The organism is Vibrio sp. SNU_ST1 (genome assembly GCF_030563405.1).
Taxonomy (GTDB): Bacteria; Pseudomonadota; Gammaproteobacteria; order Enterobacterales; family Vibrionaceae; genus Vibrio.
The window spans coordinates 3,201,724-3,223,227 of the sequence record NZ_CP130748.1; the positions used below are offsets into that span (position 1 = coordinate 3,201,724).

A 21,504-nucleotide genomic window follows, 5' to 3' on the forward strand; every position below is an offset into this window, starting at 1 on the left:
GGCTAAAAGATCCAAAACTAAATAACCAAAGAGTTAAATAAAGGATTATAGGAACTAAGAGGCGTTATCTAGATATTCAAGTACCATCTTGCCAGCATCTTGTGGTGAGGTATCCAGTGGCACACTCAATTGACGCTGTAGCTTACCAACGCCTAGCAAGCTAGCTAACATGCCTTTTGCACCATCGCGATTTCTATCAATCTCGAACCACAACTTCAGCTCTGCTTCATCACGATGAGCCACCACTTCCAATTCACGCCAACGGCCATGATAAGGACCCGTCGTCGGCACAAACTCAAACTCTTGTACAAACGGCAGTTCAAAGCCTTTGACCGCTTCACATTCCACTTGACGAATGCGCAGGCCTTGAGCTTCAAGCTCGTTAAAAATACCATCGAGCAGTGGGTCGGGACGAACCGTTAAGGTGTCTTTATCCGATGGGTCAATCGCCATCGCAATATCCAACCCGGTTTCTAGCCACACCTTTGAATCACCAATCGTAACCGGTGTGTTCAGTGGTACATCAAACTCACATTCAAAGTCACGGGTTTCACCCGGCTGAATCACAAAGGCATACGGCAAGCTCCATTTTGCAAGCGAGTACGTCTGGTGCATTCGACGTTTATGACCGCCCTCTTGCCCTTGCGAGTTCGCGGTAACTTCTTTGACGTAGCGACAGCATAAGTTGAGATCAATATTATCGATCTCCTGAGGCTGAGCGCCTCCGTAGACATGTACAATAATGCTCGCCTTCTTACCTGGATAAAGCACTTCCTGTTGCAATACAGAATCCACCTTGGCAGATCCAATTCCAAAACTTGCTAACGTTTTCTTTAAGAACGACATATGCACCTCCTTTAAAGCATCATCTTAAGCCTGAAAGAGGTTCAAACTCAAATATACTGCTCACACTATTTTAGCTCTAATATCGTTTAATTATCACTCAGGCGTCGATCGATAACTTAGATAGTGATAATCTAACCCTTGATATGCATGCATATCATTATCCTGATTTATTTTTCGGATTGGCGAAAGCCAGACGAGTGACTCTTCAAGCAATTGAGGAGGATCTCATGATAAATCAGGCCATTAGATTGGCAATGGATATGCCTGACCGTTAGGTAAATTAATGCGCCCAACAGCTGTCAGGTTCTCGCACACCAACCGTAGTGCGATGCGTCGTCGTAGTGGCTTTGTTGCTGCTCCAACGGCTAAGAAATTGGCTCCTACAATGACTCTCGTTGAGAAGGCTGCTTTATTAGCACCGGCTACAACAAAAGTTATTAAAGCCGCTTAACAAAAAGCGCAGTTTTTACTGCGCTTTTTTCTTGCCCGCTCCCGCCTTGAAATGTGTTTACACATTGGTATTCCCTACCCGATTTGATACCTTAGCCACAAATCATTATAAAATTTGTGGAGAAATAAAGTATGAAATGTCACCGCATTGAAGAACTGCTTGAACTGATGGAGCCTGAGTGGCAAAAAGATCAAGAGCTTAACCTTTTAGAGTTCATCATTAAGCTATCAAAAGAAGCGGGCTACCAAGGTAAGCTTGAAGAGTTGACTGATGATGTTCTTATCTACCATCTAAAAATGCGTAATAGCGGAAAAAATGAAATGATCCCGGGTCTTAAAAAAGACCAAGAAGATGATTTCAAAACCGCAATTCTAAAAGCGCGTGGCCTTCTTTAGTCACCTATTTATTTAGAGCTCAATTGCCGTATAGATAAAACACTCAATGTTTAAAAGCGACCACTCGGTCGCTTTTTTGTTTCTGTTCGCTATTTTTTCGTCACAACTGTTATGACTTTTGTTGTTAAAGGTTGATAGCGTTAAAGAAATGAGAACAAGATTGTCGCTATAATCGCCATCCATAAGAATCTTCTAAAATAATAAGAGTGAGTGCGATACCAATAAATGCACCAAACTCAATTTCTACAGGTTCTCTAAACCATACTTTCAAGTAATGTCGTCATGCCCGACTTAACCGGGCAAACAAGCCACAAAAAGGATAGTCCATGAGTCAGGATAAAATCGATATCAAAGATGTGACTCCTAAAACCTTTAACCCAAAAACACATAAAGGTAATGGAGATCGATTTAACCCAAGTAACCGAATCTATGTTCGAGAAAGCAAAGGTAAATTCCAACAACTTCGTCGTTACGGCGGTTGGTTCTTACTTTTACTTTTTGCGCTTATCCCATGGATTCCATTTGGTGAACGACAAGCGATCTTGCTCGATATCGGTAGCCAGCAGTTCAACTTCTTTGGCACCACATTATACCCTCAAGATCTGACTCTACTCGCCATCCTATTTATGATTGCTGCGTTTGGCTTGTTCTTCATAACCACCTTCTTAGGGCGAGTCTGGTGTGGTTATTTATGCCCACAAACCGTCTGGACCTTCATGTACATCTGGTTCGAAGAGAAACTGGAAGGTGCTGCCAATAAGCGAAGAAAACAAGACTCAGGCAAACTGACGAGCAATTTAATTCTCAGAAAAACCATCAAACACATCGCGTGGTGGGCGATTGCGATTGCGACGGGCTTAACCTTTGTCGGTTATTTCATCCCAATTAAAGAGCTGGTGGTTGGCTTCTTTACCTTTAACTCGACTTTCTGGCCGGTGTTTTGGGTATTGTTCTTTGCTGGGTGTACTTATGCGAATGCCGGATGGATGCGTTCTATTGTTTGTCTGCACATGTGTCCTTACGCGCGTTTCCAATCTGCAATGTTCGATAAAGATACCTTCATCGTGGGTTACGACACTGAACGAGGTGAAAGCCGCGGCCCTCGCTCTCGTAAAGCCGATCCAAAAGAACTTGGTCTAGGCGACTGTATTGACTGTAATTTATGTGTTCAAGTGTGCCCAACGGGTATCGATATCCGTGACGGCCTACAATACGAGTGTATTAACTGTGGCGCGTGTATTGATGCCTGCGACAACACCATGGAACGTATGGGTTATGACAAAGGCCTGATCAACTACACCACCGAACACAGGCTAGATGGTCACACAACCAAGGTGATGCGTCCTAAGCTGCTAGGTTATGGCGCTATATTGATCGTCATGCTGGGTTTGTTCTTCGCACAGATAGCGAGTGTTGATCCTGCCGGCTTAAGTGTTCTACGAGATAGAAACCAGCTATTTAGAATCAATAGCCAAGGGCTTGTCGAAAATACTTACAACTTGAAAGTAATCAACAAAACTCAGCAAGAGCAAGAGTACAAGCTTGACGTCAGCGGGCTGCCGGATTCTATCTGGTACGGTAAGCAAACCATTACCGTAGAGCCTGGTGAGGTTTTAAACCTTCCTATCAGTTTGGGCGTCGATCCAGAAAAACTCAGCTCACCAGTTTCGACAATTCAGTTTATACTCTCGGATAATGAAGAGTTTACGATGGAAGTCGAAAGCCGCTTTATCAAGAAGCTCTGATACCAACCACCTTAGTGCTTGGTATAACACCCTAATAAATGGAAAGAGGCTCAGTAATGAGCCTTTTTTATTCTATGACGATGCAAGCCTTTAACTTTGATAACCTGACTCCTGACTTCATGTGGTACGCACTGGAGAGCATTGGAGTTCGTGCCGAATCGGGGCTTCTCGCTCTCAACAGTTACGAAAATCGAGTGTATCAATTCACCGATGAAGACCGTAAACGCTACGTCGTTAAATTTTATCGTCCACAGCGCTGGAACAAAGCACAGATCCAAGAAGAGCACGACTTCGCGTTAGAGTTAATCGAACAAGAAATGCCAGTCGCTCCCCCCATGCGAGTCAACGGCGCAACCTTACATGAATATCAAGGCTACCTATTTTCCTTATTTGAAAGTGTTGGTGGCAGACAGTACGAAGTCGATAATCTAGACCAATTGGAAGGCGTTGGGCGTTTTCTTGGGCGTATTCATAAAGCCAGTGCAGGAAGAACATTCCAGCATCGCCCTACTATCAGCCTGGATGAATACCTTTATCAGCCACGTAAAATTCTAGAGAATTCTCAGTTTATCCCGACGCACCTAGAAAACGCGTTCTTCAATGACGTTGACCTTCTGATAAAAGAGCTAGAGAGCCAGTGGCCGAGCAACATTGAGAATATCCGCCTGCACGGTGACTGCCACCCAGGCAATATTTTGTGGCGCGATGGGCCAATGTTCGTCGATCTTGATGACGCACGTAACGGCCCTGCGATACAAGATCTGTGGATGCTGCTGAATGGCGAGCGCCAAGATAAGCTGATGCAACTGGATATTTTGCTAGAGAGTTACCAAGAGTTTTGCGATTTTAATACCGCACAACTGAAACTAATCGAACCACTACGCGGTCTACGTATGGTGCATTACATGGCATGGTTGGCGAAACGATGGCGCGATCCTGCGTTTCCTCTGGCCTTCCCATGGTTTAATGATCCGAAGTATTGGGAGCAACAAGTACTTGCTTGTAAAGAGCAAATTGCTACCCTGCAAGAGCCACCACTTTCGTTAATGCCTCAGTGGTAACAGCAATCGCAACACAACTAGATAAAAATTCAAACATAATGGAGATTGGATAAATGAAAAAGCTATTCGCATTTTTCTCATTGATCATGTTGAGCCTTTCAGCTCACGCTGCGAAATTTAACGAAGGTGAACACTACAAAGTTCTTGACCTAGAAGCATCAAAAAAACCAATGGTGACAGAGTTCTTCTCTTTTTACTGCCCACACTGTAATAGCTTTGAGCCAATCATCCAGCAGCTAAAACAACAGCTACCTAAAGACGCTAAGCTACAGAAGAACCATGTTTCATTCATGGGTGGCAACATGGGCCTGCCAATGAGCAAAGCTTACGCGACCATGATTGCGCTGAAAGTTGAAGACAAAATAGTGCCAGTGATGTTTAACCGCATCCACACAATGAACAAGCCACCACGTGATGAAGAAGAACTGCGTCAAATCTTCCTAGACGAAGGCGTTGATGCTAAGAAATTCGATGCGGCATACAACGGCTTTGCAGTCGATTCTATGGTTCGTCGCTTCGACAAAGCATTCAAAGACAGCGGCCTTTCAGGCGTACCGGCTGTCGTAGTTAACAACCGCTACCTAGTAGACGCTCAAGGTATTAGCTCTCTCGATGAGTACTTCGAGCTCGTTAACTTCCTACTTAAGAAGTAACGTATTGATTAAAGGAAGCTTCGGCTTCCTTTTTTGCACTAGTTCAAAAATACTCATAGATAAACAATCATCCTGAAAACGTTGTACTTTACTGATATCAATATCCAGTCCTAAGAACTGGTAGGCAAGGAGCCTTTGAATGAAAATGAAAATAACGCTTTTGGCACTGAGCATTGCAGCCTCTCCTGCTTTTGCCAAGCTTGCAGACGAACAAGGTTTCAGTGGTGAAATATCTATTAATACAGGGGTTACCTCTTCCACCTCAAACTTTAATACCGATGCTGATAGCACCATTTCGTCCATTAACCAAAAAGCCTCATCTGAGAGCTCATTTCTTGTCGCACCTTTGGGTAGTATTGCTTACACCTTTGGCGAAAAATTAAATCACCAGGTATACACAGGTACCACTCGTGATGACGTAGCAACAGGTACTGTCGTGCTTGAGGTTGGTTATAAATACCAACTAGAGTCAGGCATGACCATCGACGCTTCACTTTTGCCTACTATCATGTCTGGTGAGACTTGGGCCGATCCATACAACACCGCTTCAGGTCGCACCAAAACGGATGAAACAGGCAATGCCTTTCGTTTGAAACTAAGTAGTATTGCGGGCTCAGCTTTCTCGTTAGACATGGCCTACGCCACCAAAGATGTAGAAGATGATCGAGTTAGAGAAGAACTACAGCGTGATGCCGATACTTTCTACCTGAAAGGTCAGTACCGTCAACCAATCAATCGCACCATGATGTTAGTGCCATCATTAATTTACCAATCAAGGGATGCCGACGGTAACGCTGAGTCTTACGAACAGTTTGGTGGTGAAGTGAGTCTATTTGGTGACATAGGCCGCCACCAGTACGCTCTGACAGCGGGTTATAATCAACGTTCTTACGACGCAAGCAACCCAATCTATAATAAGAAACGCAGCGACGATAATATCAACCTGTTTGCCGCCTATGAGTATGAGCAATTCATGGATTGGGAAAACTGGTCGTTTATTTCTCTAGCCGGTTATGGTGTCAGCGATTCGAACATTACTTTCTACGATGAGTCGCAATACATCGTATCAGTCGGCCTGAACTACAAGTTCTAGTTCGGAATCACAGCTCGCTAATAACCATTAGTTCATAACGACGAAAGCCTGCGCAAAAAGCAGGCTTTTTGGGCGTATACCAATCACAATAAATAAATGGCAAATTGTTTACTGTGATTGGTATGACTACACAGCTTGAGCCGTAAGTTGCTTCAACAATCGATCCATTGCTCGGTAGCCAAGCGCTTCCGATAAATGCTTCTTTTCAATCTGTTCGTTACCGTCTAGGTCTGCAATGGTTCGCGCTACCTTGATGATTCGATGATAGGCACGAATTGATAAACCTAATCGATGCAGCGCCGTTTCCAGAAATTCTGCATCCTCACGCCTCAGTGGGCAGTACTTTTCAATTTCTCGGCTACCTAACAGTGCATTCGATTTATGGTTTCGAGATAACATCAACTCGCGAGCCTGCTTAACCCGTTGCTTCACGACTTGAGTGGTTTCACCACGGTCACCACCTTCGGCCAACATCCCTTTAGGCAACAGAGGGATCTCTAATGACATATCGAACCTATCCAGTAATGGCCCAGATAAGCGATTGAGGTAACGAAGGATAATCTGCGGGTTAGCTCGCGCTTGATTGCCTTCGTAATAACCTGTTGGGCTAGGGTTCAACGCGCCCACCAATTGAAAGCGCGCAGGGAAACGCGTCTTACCCGCGACACGTGAGATAATGATTTCACCCGACTCTAGTGGCTCTCGTAATGAATCAAGTACCTTACGCTCAAATTCTGGCATCTCATCGAGAAACAATAATCCATTATGCGCTAAAGATATCTCTCCGGGGCGAGGTATCGAGCCACCACCGACCAATGCTGCCATCGAACTGGAATGATGAGGAGATCGAAAAGGCCTTTGTTTCCAGTTGTATTGATTTATCTCTTGTTGCGTTAAAGAAGCCACCGAAGCGGTTTCCATCGCCTCGTCGTCACTCATTTCGGGCAACAAATCGCGCAATCGAGACGCCAACATAGTCTTGCCAGTTCCGGGCGGGCCAAGGAATAATAAGTTATGATTGCCGGCTGCGGCGATCTCCAGTGCTCGCTTACCTTGCTGCTGGCCAATAATATCTTGTAAGTCACGATTATCAGATACATCGACATGATGATGCTCGGTTCGATATAAACCAAGCTGAGCCTGTCCACACATGTCAGCGCAAACCTCCAACAAGGTTTGAGCAGATTTATGCGCCCCCTTGCCAACCAGCGCAGCCTGATCACCATTATGGTGCGGAACCACTAAGCATCGTTCAACGCTATCGGCGGCTAACGTCGCAGGCAGAACGCCCTTTACCGAGCGTAATTCTCCTGACAATGCCAACTCACCGATAAATTCATGTTGAGCTATTTTTGATGTAGGAAGCTGATCTGACGCCAACAAAATCCCAAGCGCGATTGGCAGATCGAAACGTCCTCCCTCTTTGGGTAAATCTGCAGGTGCAAGGTTGACCGTGATTCTTTTCGATGGAAATTCAAAGCGAGAATTGATGATCGCACTCCTTACTCGATCTTTAGATTCCTTGACCGTCGTTTCAGGTAGACCCACCAGCGTAAAACCGGGCATTCCGTTGCTTATATGCACTTCCACGGTTACTTCTGGCGCCTCTACACCCACACTAGCTCGGCTATGAATTATCGCGAGTCCCATAACTTTCCTTTGTCTTTGATTTAAAAGTATTCGCTCTGGATATTCATTGTTCACCAAAGCGATAAGGTTGTTATATAGCGTGGTGAAATGGTGTTTTAATGTGAAAAAAGAATGACATTTTCCTTGTCATGCAGCAGATTTGTGTGATAACACTAGAGATGTAGACATTTACTTAAGACAATAAACGAGAAAACTCGAACTTTATGACATTTAACGCTCGCATTTACGCACTGATTAACCTGATTATCGTAGTCATTATTGAGACTGCGCGGGGGCGAGTGGGAAAAAAGTAACCACGAATTAGAAAAAACCCCCGCACTGAAAAGTCCGGGGGTTTTTTCTAATTTAGACATTCGATTTTATATTTTGAAACATTTTCGGCTTTGCCGATTTACAGGAAGAATGGGAGCACAAGATGTGCAGAGACAATGGAAACAATTACCAAAATAAAGGTAATACGGAGGAATTACGATGAAAGGCGCAGAACTGGTCGTATCCGCACTCAAGCAACAAGGCATTGAGACCGTATTTGGTTACCCAGGCGGTGCCATCATGCCAATCTACGATGCACTCTATGACGGCGGGGTTGAGCATATCCTATGCCGCCATGAGCAAGGCGCTGCAATGGCCGCTATCGGTATGGCTCGAGCAACGCAAGACGTGGCGGTTTGTATGGCAACCTCAGGTCCAGGTGCAACTAACCTAGTCACAGGCCTTGCTGATGCTTTTATGGATTCCATCCCACTGGTTGCCATCACTGGCCAAGTTGCGAGCTCCCACATCGGTACCGACGCATTCCAAGAAATGGATGTGATTGGTATGTCTCTATCATGTACGAAACACAGCTACCTAGTTACCGATATTGAAGATCTTGCTCCAACACTCGCTGAAGCATTTATCGTTGCAAAATCAGGTCGTCCAGGTCCGGTTATTGTCGACATCGCCAAAGATGTTCAACTAGCAGAGTCCCCAGTTAAAATTCTTCCTGAATTTACGCCACCAGCCATTCCTGTCGCGACAACTGACGCGATTGAACAAGCACAACACTTCCTATCTCAAGCGACTCGTCCTGTTCTATACGTAGGTGGTGGCGTTCAACTGGCTAAAGCCACCGACGCAGTTCGCGAGTTTTTACGCCTGAACCCAATGCCTGCTGTTAGTACACTGAAAGGCTTAGGCACCATTGAGCGTGACGACCCACATTACCTTGGTATGCTGGGCATGCACGGTACTAAAGCCGCTAACCTAGTGGTTCAAGAGAGTGACCTGTTGATTGTTGTTGGCGCTCGTTTTGATGACCGAGTCACCGGCAAGCTTGATACCTTCGCACCACACGCGAAAGTTATCCATATCGATATCGATGCAGCTGAGTTCAGCAAACTACGTCTGGCCGATGCGCCAATTCGTGGTGACATCAACAAGATCATGCCTCAACTGGAGCTGAGCCAAGACATCTCATCTTGGGTTCACCACTCTGAAGGGCTACGTACTTCGTTTAAATGGCGCTACGACCACCCAGGCGATCTTATCTTTGCTCCACTACTCCTGAAGCAACTATCTGACATGATGCCTGCAAGCTCTATAGTTTCGACAGATGTAGGCCAACATCAGATGTGGGCAGCTCAGCATATTCAACCACGAGATCCACAGAACTTCATCACATCTGCTGGATTAGGCACCATGGGCTTTGGCTTACCAGCGGCTATGGGTGCATCGGTTGGTCGTCCTGATGACCAATCCATTCTTATCTCTGGTGACGGCTCATTCATGATGAACGTGCAAGAGCTTGGTACGCTGAAGCGTCGCCAAATCCCAGTGAAGATGGTGCTGCTTAACAACTCTCGTTTAGGCATGGTTCGCCAATGGCAATCTCTGTTCTTTGATGGTCGACACAGTGAAACTATCTTGGATGACAACCCAGATTTCGTCATGCTAGCAAAAGCGTTCGATATCCCAGGCAAAACCATCACGCGTAAAGAAGAAGTAGAGCCAGCATTGAAAGAGATGCTTGAGAGCAAAACTGCTTACCTACTTCACGTCCTTATCGATGAAGAAGAAAACGTCTGGCCACTAGTACCGCCAGGTGCTTCAAACAGCGAAATGTTGGAGAACACATAACATGAAAAGATACTTATTAGACATCAAAGCCGATGATAAACCAGTACTGTTAGAACGTGTTCTTCGTGTAATCCGTCACCGTGGCTTCATCGTTAAGCAAGTGGCTGGCACCCAAAACCACGAAAGCAAAGTCGCGAGCGTTGAGATCATTGTCGACAGTGACCGCCCGATTTCTTTCTTAGTTAATCAGATCGAAAAGCTGTGGGATGTACGTACCGTTGACGTTATATCTATTAGTCGTAATGAATTGCCAAACAATAACTTACAACAAAAAATAAGTGCATAAGGAACCGCAAACATGACAGCTAAAACAGCAGACTATATCTGGTTTAACGGTGAAATGGTTCCTTGGGCAGAGGCGAACGTTCACGTCCTGACTCACGCAATGCACTACGGTACTTCTGTATTTGAAGGCGTTCGTTGCTACAACACGCCAAAGGGTCCGGTTATCTTCCGTCACCCAGAGCATGCAAGACGCCTAAAAGACTCAGCGAAAATCTACCGCTTCCCAATTCCTTTTACTGAGGAAGAAATTATGGAAGCGACTCGCGAAACGTTACGCCAAAATAAGCTAGAGTCAGCCTACATTCGCCCTCTCGGCTTTGTGGGTAACGTTGGTTTGGGTGTTTGCCCTCCTGAAAACACAGAAATGGATCTGATCATCGCCGCTTTCCCATGGGGTTCTTACCTAGGCGAAGAAGCGCTAGAAAATGGCGTAGATGCGATGATCTCAAGCTGGAACCGTGCAGCGCCAAACACGATCCCAACCGCAGCAAAAGCCGGTGGTAACTACCTATCATCGCTACTAGTTGGTGGTGAAGCTCGTCGTCATGGTTACGATGAAGGTATCGCATTGAGTGTTGATGGTTACCTTTCTGAAGGTGCAGGTGAGAACATCTTTGTGGTACGTAACGGCGTCCTATCAACGCCACCAGCGACCAGCGCAATTCTGCCGGGTATCACTCGTGATTCGATAATGACACTAGCAAAAGACATGGGTTATGAGATCCGTGAAGAGAACATTGCTCGTGAAGCGCTATACCTTGCCGATGAAGTATTCATGACAGGCACAGCTGCCGAAATCGTTCCGGTTCGCAGCGTAGACAAAATTACAGTAGGTGAAGGCAAACGCGGTCCTATCACTGAAAAAGTTCAAGCGGCTTACTTTGGTCTATTCAATGGAACCACTGAAGATAAGTGGGGCTGGTTAGATTACGTTTATCCAGCAGGCAACGTTTCAGCAAGCCAAACGCAAACCACTAAGTAAGCAACAGCCAAATATTTTATAAGGATTTAAGAATGCCAATCTATCGTTCAGCAACGACTACCCACGGACGCAACATGGCTGGTGCGCGCGCTTTATGGCGTGCAACTGGCGTTAAAGATGATGACTTCGGTAAGCCAATCATCGCAGTTGTAAACTCTTTCACTCAATTCGTACCAGGTCACGTTCACCTTAAAGATATGGGTCAACTGGTTGCGGGTGAAATCGAGAAAGCAGGCGGTATAGCTAAAGAATTCAACACTATCGCAGTCGATGATGGTATCGCAATGGGTCATGGCGGCATGCTGTACTCACTGCCATCACGTGAGCTTATCGCAGACTCAGTAGAATACATGGTCAATGCACACTGTGCAGATGCGATGGTGTGTATCTCTAACTGTGACAAAATAACTCCGGGAATGATGATGGCAGCAATGCGCCTTAACATCCCTGTGATCTTTGTATCAGGCGGCCCAATGGAAGCAGGTAAAACCAAGCTTTCAGATCAAATCATCAAGCTCGACCTTGTTGACGCAATGATTCAGGGTGCCGATCCAACTATTTCTGATGAGCAAAGTGAGCAAGTAGAGCGTTCTGCATGTCCGACATGTGGTTCATGTTCAGGTATGTTTACTGCCAACTCAATGAACTGTCTAACAGAAGCTCTGGGTCTATCTCAGCCTGGTAACGGTTCTATGCTGGCGACACACGCAGACCGCGAAGAACTGTTCATCAATGCCGGTAAGCGCATCGTTGATCTAACCAAGCGTTACTACGAGCAAGACGACGAGTCAGCACTGCCACGTAACATCGCAAATCGCGCAGCCTTTGATAATGCAATGGCGTTAGATATCGCGATGGGTGGTTCAAGTAACACCGTTCTTCACCTTTTAGCGGCAGCTCAAGAAGGTGAAATTGACTTTGATATGGATGATATCGACGAGATGTCTCGCCGCGTTCCACACCTATGTAAAGTGGCACCTTCAACGCCTAAATACCACATGGAAGACGTTCACCGTGCTGGTGGTGTAATGGCTATCCTTGGTGAGCTTGACCGTGCAGGTCTACTGAACAATCAAACTCGCACCGTGCTTGGTTTAAGCATGCAAGAGCAACTTGCACAGTACGACATCATGCAGACAGAAGATGAAGCCGTGCTTAAGTTCTTCCGCGCTGGCCCTGCTGGTATCCGTACCACCAAAGCTTTCTCACAAGATTGTCGTTGGGATCGTCTTGATGACGACCGCAAAGAAGGTTGTATTCGTACTAAAGAGAACGCATTCAGCCAAGAAGGTGGCCTAGCGGTACTTTCAGGTAACATCGCCGTTGATGGTTGTATCGTTAAGACCGCGGGTGTTGATGAAGAAAACCTTAAATTCCAAGGTCCTGCAATCGTATTCGAAAGCCAAGATACGGCAGTAGAAGGCATCTTAGCGGGTAAAGTAAAAGCAGGCGAAGTGGTTGTCATTCGTTACGAAGGTCCTAAAGGCGGCCCGGGTATGCAAGAAATGCTCTACCCAACGACTTACCTAAAATCGATGGGTCTAGGCAAGTCTTGTGCTCTTCTAACCGATGGTCGTTTCTCTGGTGGTACATCAGGTCTGTCTATCGGTCACGCTTCTCCAGAAGCAGCAAGCGGTGGTGTAATTGGTCTAGTGAACACAGGCGATATCATCACTATCGATATCCCTAGCCGCTCAATCACGCTTGATGTTCCTGAAGCAGAACTAGAAGCACGTCGTGTTAAGCAAGATGCTCTAGGCTGGAAACCAGAAAACCGTCAACGTGAAGTGTCTTTCGCACTGAAAGCTTACGCAAGTATGGCGACAAGTGCCGACAAAGGCGCTGTGCGTGATAAGTCTAAGCTTGAGGGCTAACTATGAGTGATGACACCTCCAGTCCCAAAAAACAAAGTGGCGCAGATTATCTGCGCCAGATCCTGAGAGCACCGGTTTACGAAGCGGCACTCGTGACACCTCTGCAAGATATGCCACGCTTAAGCGCTCGTATCGGTAATCAGGTTCAGCTAAAACGAGAAGACCGTCAGCCGGTACACTCGTTTAAGCTGCGTGGTGCCTACAACATGGTATCAAGCCTTTCTGAACAACAGAAAGCCGCAGGTGTAATTGCTGCATCAGCAGGAAACCACGCACAAGGTATGGCGCTATCTGGCTCTAAGCTAGGTATTCAAACCACAATCGTGATGCCAAAAACGACGCCGGATATCAAGGTCGATGCGGTACGCGGATTTGGCGGTAACGTCGTTTTACACGGCAGTAATTTCGATGAAGCGAAAGCGGAAGCGGAACGTCTGTCGGCTGAACATGGCTTTACCTTTGTTCCTCCTTTCGATCACCCACTGGTGATTGCAGGGCAAGGCACCATGGGGATGGAAATGCTTCAGCAAAACGGTCACATGGATTATATCTTTGTGCCGGTTGGTGGTGGTGGCTTAGCGGCAGGTGTTGCAGTGCTGGTTAAACAACTGATGCCAGATATTAAAGTCATTGCAGTGGAACCAGAAGATTCGGCTTGCTTGAAGGCGGCACTGGATGCTGGTGAGCCAGTGGTACTGGATCAGGTCAGCATGTTTGCTGATGGTGTTGCGGTTAAACGCATTGGTGAAGAAACATTCCGCCTATGTCAGCAGTACATCGATGGTCACATTGCCGTGTCTAGTGATGAGATCTGCTCTGCGGTGAAAGACATCTTTGAAGACACTCGCGCAATTGCTGAACCTTCAGGAGCGCTTGCTCTAGCTGGTCTCAAGAAGTTTGCTGAGCAGAACCAACTACAAGACAAACAATTGGCAACGGTATTGTCTGGTGCTAACACCAACTTCCACGGTCTGCGCTATGTCTCTGAACGTTGTGAGCTAGGTGAGAAGCGAGAAGGCTTGCTTGCGGTTACGATTCCAGAGCGACAAGGGGCATTCCTAGAGTTCTGTAATATTATTGGTGGTCGTGCGGTGACTGAGTTTAATTACCGCCACAATGACGAAAGTCTGGCGAATATCTTCGTTGGTGTACGTCTACAAGGTGGTCAAGAAGAACTCGAGCACATCATCAATGACCTACGTGAGGGTGGCTACCCGGTTGTCGACCTCTCTGATGATGAGATGGCAAAACTGCACATTCGTTACATGATTGGCGGTAAACCATCGAAACCGCTGAAAGAGCGTCTATACAGCTTCGAGTTTCCAGAATACCCAGGCGCATTGATTAAATTCCTTGATACCTTAGGTACCCATTGGAACATCAGCCTGTTCAACTATCGTAACCACGGTGCCGACTACGGTCGTGTATTGTGTGGCTTCGAACTTGGTGATGATAATTTGGCTCAGTTCTCAACACATCTACGAGAGCTTGGTTATCAGTGTAAAGATGAAACCGATAACCCTTCCTACAAGTTCTTCTTGTCTTAAGAGTTAACGACCGAACCAAAAAGAGCGAGTATTTACTCGCTCTTTTTATTGATGCAGGTTCAGATCAAACTTTAAAAGGATCTTCTTATAAAGAGATCATTAGATCGCCTTGCGATGATCAAGCCAATCTTGGTGAAGCTGTTCACTCGGTCCTAAATACTTAACCATCCACTCGATCAACTTATGGTTGTCATCTTTGCGCCACACTAAGCAGCAATGACTCTGCGGGCTTGGCTCGGGCAATATTTTTTCCACCAGCAAACCCTGTTCGATAATAGGTGCGGCAATATGCCTTGGCATGTAACCCACCCCTACTCCATTCTTAAGACACTCTATGGCGCTATACCAGTTAGGTAACAATAGGCGTCTTTGATTAGAGTAATGCCCTGTGTGACGCTTAGGCAGCACACTAGAGGTATCATCCAAACAGATCGCTGGATATTGACTGACAAAGGCTTCATTGAGGTTTTGTTCTCGCACACAAGGGTGACTGGGTGACATGACAAATGCCCAATCTAACCGCCCCATATCCTTTACTTCAAAGTCACCGCCAACCGGAATCGCCGAAGTGGCGCCAATCACGACATCCGCCCTACCCTGTGCAATGGCTTCCCAAGAACCATTGAACACTTCCATGTTGATCTGTAACTCAGCGAACTCAAAGGTTTGATAAAACTCTTCTATCATTGGCTTCATCTTGTCGAGTTTAACCACGTTATCAAGGGTTAGACGTAGGGTTTTCTTCCAACCACGCGCGGCTCGGCGAGTTTGCGCACTGAGCTCTTCCATCTGTCTCAGTAGTTGACGAGCCTCTTCAATAAACAACTCCCCAGCGGGCGTCAGCTCTACTTTTCTTGGTAAACGTTTGAAAAGTAAAACATCAAGCTCTTGCTCCACCTGCCTAACCCCATAGCTGATCGCCGATGGCACTTTGTGTAATTGTTCAGCAGCCGCAGTAAAGCTGCCCAAGCGAGCAACGGTATCAAGCATTTCTAACGAGGATTTAGAGAACATAAGCCTTCAAATTTTTTGATTGATAACTACATATTTTAGCGTTTTATTTTATCAGCTCTGACAAATAGAATGTCAACACCAATAAACAGGGACTTTCACTCCTGATTACCTAACAATTTTTTTGATGATAAAAACATCACTACTTTTAGCTTAATGGCATCTTATGAATATTTCTAAATTTCAATTAGTCTACCTTGCAGTGCTTTCAATGCTTGGTTTCATCGCGACTGATATGTACCTTCCTGCATTTAAAGCAATGGAAGTCGACTTTGCAACCGGTCCAGAGCAGATCGCCTTGTCTCTAACCGTATTCCTTGGCGGTATGGCACTGGGTCAGCTTCTTTGGGGACTAGCAAGTGACAAATATGGTCACCGCAATACGCTGGCAGTCGGTCTAGTTATATTTACTGCCGCTTCATTTGGCTTAGCATTCAGTACCGAAGTTTGGCACCTATTAACACTGCGCTTCATTCAAGCGATCGGTGTATGTGCGCCTGCAGTAATTTGGCAAGCAATGGTTATCAAGCGTTACTCTCAGAGCAGTAGCCAGCAAATTTTTGCTACTATCATGCCTCTAGTAGCACTATCTCCAGCCTTAGCACCTCAACTGGGTGTATTGCTAGCAGACAGCTTTGGTTGGCACAGTATCTTTATCACATTGACGCTAATGGGCGCATTGTTGATCGCAACGACAATGGCTCAACCAAAAGAAGCACCGGAAGTAAAACAAACATCGATCAAAACTGATATTAAGACGCTACTTAAGTCTAAGCCATACATGGGTAATGTTTTAATGTTTGCTTCGGCATCTGCAGCGTTCTTCGCTTACCTAACGGGTATGCCAGAGATAATGGCTCAGCTAGGTTATGAAGCAAAAGACATCGGTTTGAGCTTTATCCCACAGACAATCGCGTTCATGGCGGGTGGTTATTTCGGTAAGCAAGCGGTGAAGAAATATGGCGATGGCGTTGTACTAAGAAATCTTATCGGTTTGTTCAGCGTAGCAGCGATGCTTATCTTCATTGCATCACAGTGGGAACTGACGTCAATCTGGCCTCTACTTGCACCTTTCTGTTTGATTGCTGTAGCAAACGGTGCACTTTACCCAATAGTAGTAAACCGTGCTCTATCAAGTGCCAAACAAAGCCCTGCAACAGCTGCTGGCCTACAAAACAGCCTGCAAATCAGTATCAGTGGCCTATCAAGTGCATTGGTCGCAGCAATGGCTAGCCAAGCACTAAGCGCTACAGGTATTGCAGTGGTGATTTGTTTAGGTGCTCTGTGGGTTGGCTACATTGTTTCAAACAAAGAGCTTTCTGAACACTTCGCTACGCCAGACAACTCTCGAGTGGTAGCAGACGAGAAACAAGACTAGTTTCTAGCTTCTAGCTTCTAGCTTCTAGCTTAAGAAAACAAAAAAAGAGCGAAATTACTCGCTCTTTTTATATCTAGAATTATTTAGAAAGAAGTCAGTAGCATTGCTACTGGTCTATCTAAATCATCTTGTTTATTACGATATTATTTTTTCTTAGCGGGGCGCTGCCAGTTGGCAATCTTGCGCTCTTTAGCTCGGCTGATAACTAACTCATTTTCAGCAACATCGCGCGTTACTGTAGAGCCCGCACCAACAGTCGCACCATTACCAATCGTAACAGGTGCGATTAATTGGCTGTCTGAGCCAACAAATACGTCATCACCAATGATGGTCTTAAACTTGTTCGCGCCATCGTAGTTACAAGTGATAGCACCCGCACCCACATTTACACGCTGACCAATCTCAGCATCACCTAGGTAAGTCAGATGGTTCGCTTTCGAACCTTCACCAAGACGAGTGTTCTTCACTTCAACAAAATTACCTACATGCGAATTGTTACGCATGTCAGCTCCAGGACGTAAGCGAGTGAAAGGACCAATCGTACAGTCTTCACCAATTGTCGCACCTTCGATTACACTGTATGGGCGAACGATAGTATTGTCATCAATCTCACAGTCTTTCAATACACAACCGGTGCCGATAACCACGTTGTCGCCGATGCTTACACTGCCTTCGATGATAACGTTAGTATCAATCTCAACATCCATACCACACTGCAATTCACCACGCAGATCAAAGCGGCTTGGATCGCGTAACATTACGCCTTGCTTCAATAGCTTGTCTGCTTGCTCAGCTTGGTAAGCGCGCTCTAGACGAGCCAGTTGAGAGCGGTCGTTCACGCCTTCCACTTCAATTGGGCTTACTGGATGCACAGCCTCAACCGCACGACCTTCATCGTGAGCCGCTGCAATAACGTCTGTCAGGTAGTATTCACCTTGTGCGTTATCGTTGCTTAAGCCAGACAACCAACGCTTCAGATCGCCACCAGTAGCCACCATAACGCCAGTATTAATCTCTTTGATAAGCTTCTGCTCATCGGTTGCATCTTTTTGCTCAACGATAGCGACAACCGGGCCATTGCGACGAATGATACGACCGTAGCCCATCGGGTTGTCTAACACGACCGTTAGTAGCGCGATACCACCGTTTGGTTGAGCGTCTAATAGGTTTTCAATGGTTTCAGGAGAGATTAGTGGAACATCACCGTATAGCACCAATACTTTTTCATCATCAGCGAAATGTGCAGATGCTTGATCTACAGCGTGACCAGTACCTAGCTGCTCAGCTTGCAGTGCCCAATTTACAGATTCTTCCGCTAGAGTAGCCTTCATCTGATCACCACCGTGGCCGTAAACCAGGTTGATGTTTTGAGCGCCTAAACCATTACATGTATCGATAACATGCTTCACCATTGGCTTACCCGCAAGCGTGTGCAGAACCTTTGGCATGTTTGAATACATGCGAGTGCCTTTGCCCGCCGCGAGAATTACTGCGCTAAACTTCATTGTAAACCTATCCAACATTATTTTTGTTAAGTCTGTATTGTAACCGTTTTGGGTAAAAGAAGCATTTTTGAGAACATCAAAAATGCAAAAAGGCGACCCTTAGGTCGCCTTTATCTCAGAGTCTATAATCTTAAAAAGATTAACGACGCTGCTTTGTCAGTTCGATAACTCGTAACTGAGCAATGGCTTTAGCCAGTTCACCGGCCGCTTGTGCGAAGTCTATATCGCCATGCTGATTTTGGATATTCTCCACAGCCTTGCGTTTAGCTTCTTCCGCCTTTGCTGCGTCTAGCTCTTCACCACGGATAGCTGTATCAGCCAGTACAGTCGCTGTACCAGGCTGAACTTCTACCATACCACCAGAAACATAAATAATTTCTTCGTGGCCATGCTGCTTAACAATACGCACCATACCAGGCTTGATAGCGGTCAGCAGTGGAGTGTGACCATGGAAAATACCAAGCTCACCCTCACTACCGGTCACCTGAAACGTCTCAACAAGACCAGAGAAAATTTGTTTCTCGGCACTTACAACGTCTAGGTGAAAGGTTATTGCTGCCATATCGCCTCCTAGTTAGCCTTATAGCTTCTTAGCATTCTCGATAGCTTCGTCAATTGCACCACAGTACATGAACGCTTGCTCTGGAATGTCATCGTATTCACCAGATAGAAGACCTTGGAAGCCACGTAGAGTCTCTTTAAGAGGTACGTAAACGCCTGGGTCACCTGTAAATACTTCCGCTACGTGGTAAGGCTGAGTTAGGAACTTCTCAATCTTACGAGCACGAGATACAACTTGCTTATCTTCTTCAGATAGCTCGTCCATACCTAGGATAGCAATGATATCTTTCAGCTCTTTATAGCGCTGAAGAGTAGACTGAACGCCACGAGCGATGTCGTAGTGCTCTTGTCCAACAACCAATGGATCCAGTTGACGTGAAGTAGAATCTAGTGGGTCGATCGCTGGGTATAGACCCATAGATGCGATATTACGGTTAAGTACAACCGTTGCATCCAAGTGAGCGAACGTTGTTGCTGGAGACGGGTCAGTCAAGTCATCCGCAGGTACGTATACCGCCTGTACAGACGTGATAGAACCAGCTTTAGTTGACGTGATACGCTCTTGTAGAACACCCATTTCTTCAGCTAGTGTAGGTTGGTAACCTACCGCAGAAGGCATACGACCTAGAAGTGCTGATACTTCAGTACCTGCTAGCGTGTAACGGTAGATGTTATCAACGAACAGTAGAACGTCACGACCTTCGTCACGGAAGCGCTCTGCCATTGTTAGACCAGTCAGTGCAACACGTAAACGGTTACCTGGTGGCTCGTTCATCTGGCCGTAAACCATCGCTACTTTTGATTCTTCAGGTTTTTCGATGTTTACAACACCTGCTTCCTGCATCTCAAAGTAGAAATCGTTACCTTCACGAGTACGCTCACCTACACCTGCAAATACAGATAGGCCTGAGTGTTGAAGTGCGATGTTGTTGATAAGTTCCATCATGTTAACGGTCTTACCTACACCAGCACCACCGAATAGACCGATTTTACCACCCTTAGCGAATGGACAAATCAAGTCGATTACTTTAACACCAGTTTCTAGAAGAGCTGTCTCGTTAGACTGCTCTTCGTAGCTTGGAGCTTCACGGTGAATGGCGTAATGCTCTTCAGCACCAATCTCGCCACACTCATCAATCGCGTCACCTAGGACATTCATGATACGACCCAATGTCTTAGTACCTACTGGTACTGAGATTGGAGCGCCAGTATTTTCAACTGTCAAACCACGACGTAAACCATCAGAGCTACCCATTACGATTGCGCGAACTACGCCACCGCCAAGTTGTTGCTGAACTTCAAGAACTAGACGCTCTTTCACTTCATTAACATTCAGAGCATCGTATACACGAGGTACTTTGCCCTGTGGGAACTCTACGTCGACTACCGCACCGATGATCTGTACGATCTTACCTGTAGCCATCGTTAATCCTCTAACTATTTAGTTTTACCTAAGCTTAAACCGCAGCTGCGCCTGAAACGATCTCAGAAAGTTCTTGTGTAATCGCCGATTGACGGGCTTTGTTATACACGAGTTCTAAGTCATCAATAATGTCACCAGCATTATCTGTTGCTGATTTCATTGCAATCATTCGAGCCGCTTGCTCACAAGCAAGGTTCTCGACCACACCTTGGTACACTTGAGATTCGACATAGCGAACCAATAGTGCATCTAGTAGTGGTTTTGGCTCGGGCTCATAAATGTAGTCCCAAGAATGACTGCGTTTCATTTCTTCGCTGTCTGATTTAGGCAAAGGAAGTAATTGATCGATCGTTGGTTCTTGAACCATAGTGTTTTCAAACTTGTTGAACACTACGAACAGGCGATCTAGCTCGCCTTCATCATATTTCTTCAGCATAACGCTCACAGAGCCAATCAAGTCTTCAAGGCTTGGACGATCGCCCAGACCAGAAACTTGAGCTGCTACTTTCGCGCCGCTGTTGTTGAAAAATGCTGTCGCTTTTGAACCTACAATTGCAAGCTCAACGTCAGCACCTTTCTCAGACCAATCTTTCATGTCGTTCATGGCTTTCTTGAACAAGTTAATGTTCAAACCACCACAAAGACCACGGTCTGTAGAAACGATGATGTAACCAACACGTTTGGCTTCACGTTCCTCAAGATAAGGATGCTTATACTCGAGGCTACCATTAGCCAAATGACCGATCACTTTACGCATTGTTTCTGCATATGGACGAGTAGCTTCCATTGCGTCTTGAGAACGACGCATTTTTGAAGCTGCTACCATTTCCATTGCTTTCGTAATCTTCTGTGTGCTTTTAACACTACCGATTTTATTACGTATCTCTTTTGCGCCGGCCATCGTTACTCTCCGTTAATGGTATGAG

The 21,504-nt window shown here is 45.9% G+C and carries 19 protein-coding genes; 12 read left to right on the forward strand and 7 right to left on the reverse strand.

The genetic code is table 11. The features are described from left to right. Positions 1 to 54 precede the first annotated feature (54 nt). Entirely contained in the window at positions 55 to 846 is a 792-nt protein-coding gene (locus Q5H80_RS14285; RefSeq protein ID WP_304566006.1) for a sporulation protein, read from the reverse strand. 283 nt (positions 847 to 1,129) lie between these two features. On the opposite strand from Q5H80_RS14285, the gene Q5H80_RS14290 reads away from it, so the two are divergent. From Q5H80_RS14290 to Q5H80_RS14315, 6 genes are all read left to right on the forward strand, one after another. Further along, on the forward strand, positions 1,130 to 1,297 hold the full coding sequence (locus Q5H80_RS14290) for a hypothetical protein (protein WP_012605092.1): 168 nt from the start codon (positions 1,130 to 1,132) through the stop codon (positions 1,295 to 1,297). Positions 1,298 to 1,428: 131 nt separating this feature from the next. Then, on the forward strand, positions 1,429 to 1,692 hold the full coding sequence (locus Q5H80_RS14295; protein ID WP_304566009.1) for a YihD family protein: 264 nt from the start codon (positions 1,429 to 1,431) through the stop codon (positions 1,690 to 1,692). 326 nt (positions 1,693 to 2,018) lie between these two features. Continuing rightward, a complete protein-coding gene (gene ccoG / locus Q5H80_RS14300; protein WP_304566011.1) occupies positions 2,019 to 3,437 on the forward strand; it encodes a cytochrome c oxidase accessory protein CcoG in 1,419 nt (472 codons plus the stop codon). Between the two features lie 74 nt (positions 3,438 to 3,511). Then, positions 3,512 to 4,498, forward strand: a complete 987-nt coding sequence (locus Q5H80_RS14305; RefSeq protein WP_304569424.1) for a serine/threonine protein kinase — start codon at positions 3,512 to 3,514, stop codon at positions 4,496 to 4,498. A 53-nt stretch (positions 4,499 to 4,551) separates the two neighbouring features. After that, positions 4,552 to 5,151, forward strand: a complete 600-nt coding sequence (locus tag Q5H80_RS14310) for a thiol:disulfide interchange protein DsbA/DsbL (RefSeq protein ID WP_304566013.1) — start codon at positions 4,552 to 4,554, stop codon at positions 5,149 to 5,151. A 139-nt stretch (positions 5,152 to 5,290) separates the two neighbouring features. Continuing rightward, the gene (locus Q5H80_RS14315) at positions 5,291 to 6,244 is read left to right on the forward strand and encodes a DUF2860 domain-containing protein (RefSeq protein ID WP_304566015.1); all 954 of its coding nucleotides are present in this window, start codon (positions 5,291 to 5,293) and stop codon (positions 6,242 to 6,244) included. A 126-nt stretch (positions 6,245 to 6,370) separates the two neighbouring features. Here the strand turns inward: Q5H80_RS14315 and Q5H80_RS14320 are convergent, their stop codons facing one another. Continuing rightward, a complete protein-coding gene (locus tag Q5H80_RS14320) occupies positions 6,371 to 7,894 on the reverse strand; it encodes a YifB family Mg chelatase-like AAA ATPase (protein ID WP_304566016.1) in 1,524 nt (507 codons plus the stop codon). Between the two features lie 471 nt (positions 7,895 to 8,365). On the opposite strand from Q5H80_RS14320, the gene ilvG reads away from it, so the two are divergent. The 5 genes from ilvG to ilvA are packed head-to-tail and all read left to right on the forward strand — an operon-like array spanning position 8,366 to position 14,700. Continuing rightward, positions 8,366 to 10,012 carry an acetolactate synthase 2 catalytic subunit gene (ilvG, locus tag Q5H80_RS14325; protein WP_304566018.1) on the forward strand — a complete coding sequence of 549 codons (1,647 nt, stop codon included), beginning with the start codon at positions 8,366 to 8,368 and terminating at the stop codon, positions 10,010 to 10,012. A gap of 1 nt (position 10,013) precedes the next feature. Further along, complete coding sequence (ilvM, locus tag Q5H80_RS14330) at positions 10,014 to 10,298, forward strand: acetolactate synthase 2 small subunit (protein WP_017111739.1); 285 nt, start codon at positions 10,014 to 10,016, stop codon at positions 10,296 to 10,298. Between the two features lie 12 nt (positions 10,299 to 10,310). Then, the gene (locus tag Q5H80_RS14335) at positions 10,311 to 11,279 is read left to right on the forward strand and encodes a branched-chain amino acid transaminase (RefSeq protein WP_304566020.1); all 969 of its coding nucleotides are present in this window, start codon (positions 10,311 to 10,313) and stop codon (positions 11,277 to 11,279) included. Positions 11,280 to 11,311: 32 nt separating this feature from the next. Continuing rightward, the gene (ilvD, locus tag Q5H80_RS14340; protein WP_304566022.1) at positions 11,312 to 13,153 is read left to right on the forward strand and encodes a dihydroxy-acid dehydratase; all 1,842 of its coding nucleotides are present in this window, start codon (positions 11,312 to 11,314) and stop codon (positions 13,151 to 13,153) included. A 2-nt stretch (positions 13,154 to 13,155) separates the two neighbouring features. After that, positions 13,156 to 14,700: a threonine ammonia-lyase, biosynthetic gene (gene ilvA, locus Q5H80_RS14345; RefSeq protein ID WP_304566024.1), complete on the forward strand. Its 1,545-nt coding sequence runs from the start codon at positions 13,156 to 13,158 to the stop codon at positions 14,698 to 14,700. Positions 14,701 to 14,799: 99 nt separating this feature from the next. Here ilvA and punR read toward each other — a convergent pair whose 3' ends face one another. Next, complete coding sequence (gene punR / locus Q5H80_RS14350) at positions 14,800 to 15,714, reverse strand: DNA-binding transcriptional activator PunR (protein ID WP_304566026.1); 915 nt, start codon at positions 15,712 to 15,714, stop codon at positions 14,800 to 14,802. 163 nt (positions 15,715 to 15,877) lie between these two features. Between punR and punC the strand changes: the two genes are divergently transcribed. After that, positions 15,878 to 17,089, forward strand: coding sequence for a purine nucleoside transporter PunC (gene punC, locus Q5H80_RS14355; protein ID WP_304566028.1), 1,212 nt, complete (start codon positions 15,878 to 15,880; stop codon positions 17,087 to 17,089). A 143-nt stretch (positions 17,090 to 17,232) separates the two neighbouring features. Here punC and glmU read toward each other — a convergent pair whose 3' ends face one another. From glmU to atpG, 4 genes are all read right to left on the reverse strand, one after another. Next, positions 17,233 to 18,594 (reverse strand): bifunctional UDP-N-acetylglucosamine diphosphorylase/glucosamine-1-phosphate N-acetyltransferase GlmU, encoded by a 1,362-nt coding sequence (gene glmU, locus Q5H80_RS14360; protein ID WP_304566029.1) that lies wholly within the window; start codon positions 18,592 to 18,594, stop codon positions 17,233 to 17,235. Positions 18,595 to 18,733: 139 nt separating this feature from the next. Next, positions 18,734 to 19,156 (reverse strand): F0F1 ATP synthase subunit epsilon, encoded by a 423-nt coding sequence (locus Q5H80_RS14365; protein ID WP_004735742.1) that lies wholly within the window; start codon positions 19,154 to 19,156, stop codon positions 18,734 to 18,736. An 18-nt stretch (positions 19,157 to 19,174) separates the two neighbouring features. Beyond that, positions 19,175 to 20,578, reverse strand: coding sequence for a F0F1 ATP synthase subunit beta (gene atpD / locus Q5H80_RS14370; protein WP_304566038.1), 1,404 nt, complete (start codon positions 20,576 to 20,578; stop codon positions 19,175 to 19,177). A gap of 34 nt (positions 20,579 to 20,612) precedes the next feature. Beyond that, positions 20,613 to 21,479, reverse strand: coding sequence for a F0F1 ATP synthase subunit gamma (gene atpG / locus Q5H80_RS14375; RefSeq protein ID WP_009848120.1), 867 nt, complete (start codon positions 21,477 to 21,479; stop codon positions 20,613 to 20,615). Between the last annotated feature and the right edge of the window lie 25 nt (positions 21,480 to 21,504).